The sequence below is a fragment of the Microcoleus sp. B7-D4 genome (assembly GCF_036705125.1).
Taxonomy (GTDB): domain Bacteria; phylum Cyanobacteriota; class Cyanobacteriia; order Cyanobacteriales; family Microcoleaceae; genus Microcoleus.
This window is the reverse complement of sequence record NZ_JAUBTT010000023.1, coordinates 60,134-64,703: the sequence shown is the minus strand read 5'-3', so window position 1 is coordinate 64,703 and position 4,570 is coordinate 60,134. Positions and strand designations below refer to the sequence as shown.

The 4,570-nt window shown below is 47.9% G+C and carries 3 protein-coding genes and 1 CRISPR repeat array; all 3 genes read left to right on the top strand.

Annotation, left to right across the window (positions count from 1 at the left end; all coding sequences use genetic code 11):
• Positions 1–200 (top strand): hypothetical protein (locus QUB12_RS11855; protein WP_333306857.1); only part of this gene is annotated, 200 nt, incomplete at its 5' end.
• A 55-nt stretch (positions 201–255) separates the two neighbouring features.
• Positions 256–1,074, top strand: a complete 819-nt coding sequence (gene sppA, locus QUB12_RS11850) for a signal peptide peptidase SppA (protein ID WP_333141974.1) — start codon at positions 256–258, stop codon at positions 1,072–1,074.
• Between the two features lie 139 nt (positions 1,075–1,213).
• Positions 1,214–1,621, top strand: coding sequence for a chorismate mutase (gene aroH, locus QUB12_RS11845; protein ID WP_333306855.1), 408 nt, complete (start codon positions 1,214–1,216; stop codon positions 1,619–1,621).
• Between the two features lie 511 nt (positions 1,622–2,132).
• Positions 2,133–4,075: a CRISPR direct-repeat array (repeat unit 36 nt; unit sequence GTCTCCTTTACCACTTCCCCGCGAGGGGATTGAAAC).
• Positions 4,076–4,570 lie beyond the last annotated feature (495 nt).

The following is a 4,570-nucleotide window of genomic DNA, read 5'->3' as shown; positions in this document are numbered from 1 at the left end:
CAGGCATCTTGCCTGTTGCCAACAATCTGGAACAGGCAAGATGCCTGTTGCACAATCAAGCAATTTCTTGTGCAACAGGCATCTTGCCTGTTGCCAACAATCTGGAACAGGCAAGATGCCCGTTCCACAATCAAGCAATTTCTTGTGGAACAGGCATCTTGCCTGTTCCTAAATGGCACAACATCTACCCCGACGAATAAGGCACACTATAAGAAGTTAGCTACAAAAATCCGTAACATTGCCCGAAAACTGCCCATGATTTGGCCATTCAAGCCCCGCTACCGCAAACAAATCGCCCGTATCGAAATCACCGGAGCCATTGCCGGAGAAACCCGTAAACGAGTGCTAGAAGCTCTCAAAACCGTTGAAGAACGCAAATTTCCCGCCTTGCTGCTGCGGATAGACAGCCCCGGCGGCACTGTCGGCGATTCCCAGGAAATTTACAGCGCGCTCAAGCGTTTGCGCGAAAAAGTCAAAATTGTTGCCAGTTTTGGCAATATTTCAGCTTCTGGTGGAGTTTACATCGGCATGGGAGCCGAACATATCGTTGCTAATCCCGGTACAATTACCGGCAGCATTGGCGTGATTATCCGGGGTAACAATTTAGAACGGCTGTTAGAAAAAGTAGGCGTTTCTTTTCAGGTGATTAAATCGGGGCCGTATAAAGATATCTTGGCATTCGATCGCGAATTGACCGATCCTGAACAGCAAATTCTGCAAGATTTGATCGACACCAGCTACCAGCAATTCGTGGAAACCGTTGCGGAAGCCCGGAACTTGGCTGTTGAAAAAGTGAAAAGTTTTGCCGACGGTCGCGTTTTTACTGGTCAGCAAGCCTTAGAATTGGGTTTGGTCGATCGACTGGGAACAGAAGAGGACGCTCGCCGCCTTGCCGCCGAACTCGCAGGCCTGGACCCGGAAAAAACCGAGTCTTGCACCCTTGAAAAACAAAAACCTTTCCTAAATCGTGTCTTGGGGAGTAGTCTGGATATATCCGGGCTTTCAGCTTACAATAATTTGCTGGAATTCGAGCTTTCTACTAGCGGTTTGCCGCTGTGGATGTATCGCCCGTGATTAAATAGTCAGTTGGCAGTGGACAGTAGTCAGTTGGCAGTGGTAATTGGTAATTAGTAATTGGTAATTGCAACTAGCAACTGACAACTAGCAACTGACAACTAACAACTGACAACTGACTACTGAACAACTGACTAATATGGAGGAAATTTGCGTGGATTGGCAAGTGCGGGGGATTCGTGGGGCTACTACTGCTAGCGAGAATTCGGTGGCAGCAATTCGAGAAGCGGTGAGAGAATTATTAGATGAATTAGAAGCAAAAAATGATATAAATCCAGATTTAATTATTAGTGCTACGTTTTCTGCTACTCGTGATTTAGATGCTGTGTTTCCGGCTGCGATCGCCCGCGAACGTCCTCACTGGTGTAATGTTCCTTTGTTGGACGTGCAGCAAATGCACGTTGAGGGTGCTTTGGAACGCTGCATTCGGTTTTTAATTCACGTTAACTGGCCGGCACATACTGAAATTTATCATCCTTATTTGCGGGGAGCTCAAAATTTGCGCCCCGATAGGAATTTAGCGGTGGCGGTGGCTGGGGAAATTTAGACTTGGCGATTGTGAAAGTCGATCGCCCCGAAAACTCAAAAAGTCAAACATTCCTAGACTCACGGACTCTGAGAAACCGGGTTTTTTCCTCAGAAGATGCCTTACAGCCGACGAAAACCGCAAAAACCCGGTTTCTGGGATTTTGTCGCCCCGACAATTCAAAAAAGGCTCTCGTCGGATTTTACTCTCAAGGGCTTGACAAGTTGCAGGTTAAGGTGTATGGTGAGTTTGCGAGTTGCAAAGCTCGATCGCTCCAGAACGTTGAAAATTGCATAGTTTTTTTTTGGATCTGCGGCTAGTTTCAGTGTCGCAGATCGGCAATCGACGCACCTCGGGCGATCGGCAAAACCCTGATTTTTTCGTTGGGGTGCGTCGATTACTCTGATACCAAGGGTTACGGCTTGCAAGCCATTGAGCTTATTGCAGGTTTTAGGGTCTTATTGACAGGTAAAAAATGGTGCGTCGATTTGAGGCTTGAAACCCTTTCTGGGTAAGGCTCCCTGGCCGAAGAGTCTCCTTTACCACTTCCCCGCGAGGGGATTGAAACATTTCCCGTACCTCTCCAAACAACTTGAAGGGCACGTCTCCTTTACCACTTCCCCGCGAGGGGATTGAAACATTTGAATCAGATCTTCCACATCGAACCTTTCAATGAGTCTCCTTTACCACTTCCCCGCGAGGGGATTGAAACTTTCTGCAGACCTAGCGTAGCGATAGAACCGCTACGAGTCTCCTTTACCACTTCCCCGCGAGGGGATTGAAACATTTAGTCGGCGACTTTCGTCAAGAAATCCCTCTAGCGTCTCCTTTACCACTTCCCCGCGAGGGGATTGAAACCATACCTAAATTGCGTTCGTCTCTCGGCGCTAGAACTGTTTCGGTCTCCTTTACCACTTCCCCGCGAGGGGATTGAAACACAGGTTGGCCTGTCTGCAATCCAAGTCGGATAGAGTCTCCTTTACCACTTCCCCGCGAGGGGATTGAAACGATATGTAGACTTGCTGATAGTATTTCCCTCCTTCCAGTCTCCTTTACCACTTCCCCGCGAGGGGATTGAAACATTTAAGGCGAGTATGTTATCAATAGTAAATTGTCTCCTTTACCACTTCCCCGCGAGGGGATTGAAACATTTTGTCATTTCCGTCGCCAAAGCCAATGAGAGGTCTCCTTTACCACTTCCCCGCGAGGGGATTGAAACTTGTTTGTTACGCTCCCTTGCTTTGGGAGTGTAATACCGTCTCCTTTACCACTTCCCCGCGAGGGGATTGAAACTTTCAGCTCCTTTAGCCTTAATCATCTTACGAATCTCTTGTCTCCTTTACCACTTCCCCGCGAGGGGATTGAAACACTCACCATTCAGGCTTTCTAGTGTAGCCTCACCGTTTTGTCTCCTTTACCACTTCCCCGCGAGGGGATTGAAACTTTAGGTAGCTTTTTTGATAGCCTCCTGCATAACTTGAGTCTCCTTTACCACTTCCCCGCGAGGGGATTGAAACCTCTGGACTCTTCTGAGAATACTGGTTTTGGGCAGGGGGGTGTCTCCTTTACCACTTCCCCGCGAGGGGATTGAAACAAACATGGACATCTTCAAGAGGAAAACTCACCTGGTTATCAAGTCTCCTTTACCACTTCCCCGCGAGGGGATTGAAACATCTTAACTTCTAGATCGTAGTAACCTTTACAGCCAGGTCTCCTTTACCACTTCCCCGCGAGGGGATTGAAACGTTTACGAACCAACGTAAGGCAGAATGGTTTTTTGATGTCTCCTTTACCACTTCCCCGCGAGGGGATTGAAACATTTCTCTTCCAATCTCGTTAGCTTTAGGTTGATCTAAGTCTCCTTTACCACTTCCCCGCGAGGGGATTGAAACATTAAAGAACCCAATCTTATAATTCCAAGTATTTATGGTCTCCTTTACCACTTCCCCGCGAGGGGATTGAAACAACAGGATCATGCTCTGTTGCTTGATATATCCTGTCTCCTTTACCACTTCCCCGCGAGGGGATTGAAACTTTCAACACCTTCTTTTTCCAAGATTAAAACCTGCAGTCTCCTTTACCACTTCCCCGCGAGGGGATTGAAACTTCCAGTAGGCTTTCTGTCTCTTGGTCGCCCGTCCGTCTCCTTTACCACTTCCCCGCGAGGGGATTGAAACTTCACGTGGGTCCCACCATTTTTTATTAGTAGGTTGTCTCCTTTACCACTTCCCCGCGAGGGGATTGAAACATTGGAGTAGCTGGCTTTGTACAAGAAGCAGTATTAAGTCTCCTTTACCACTTCCCCGCGAGGGGATTGAAACCTCCGTAAGTTGCATCGAATGTTACGCCGTTTTTGCCTACTTGAGTCTCCTTTACCACTTCCCCGCGAGGGGATTGAAACCGTTTCTGACAGTTTGCCAGATATTCAGCTCACGATCAGTCTCCTTTACCACTTCCCCGCGAGGGGATTGAAACTACATCTGCTGGAAATTTTTCCATTTCTTTGCAACGCCAGAATTTATGCACTCCGACCAAAGAAACCGGGTTTTTTACCGAATCTGTGGACTACAACCACATATTTTCGTAAAAAACCCGGTTTCTGGGCCCCTACTTAGCTTCTTTACCACTTCCCGAAGAGGGGATTGATATCAAATCCCGTGGCATCGGAATTAATCTTACCCACAGTCAGGAGACGGCAGTACCTTTGGTAGTGTCAACTTAAGGTAAAACCGATAGTCCGTCAGGGGTTGAAACCCCTGCCTCAAAGTGAAAGTCCTCTAAAAGAGGACTAATGAGTTCTTCAGTCCTCTTTGAGAGGACTTTAGCTATGAGACAGGGAATTCATTCCCTGGCGGAGTGCCGGGTGGGAGGAGTGGCGGCAGCGCCTTTGGTGGTGTCAACTTAAGGTAAAACCGATAGTCCGTCAGGGGTTGAAACCCCTGCCTCAAAGTGAAAGTCCTCTAAAAGAGG

Coding starts and splice junctions, on each gene's coding strand:
- sppA (WP_333141974.1), top strand. CDS start 256: ATGATTTGGCCATTCAAGCCCCGCTACCGCAAACAAATCGCCCGTATC.
- aroH (WP_333306855.1), top strand. CDS start 1,214: ATGGAGGAAATTTGCGTGGATTGGCAAGTGCGGGGGATTCGTGGGGCT.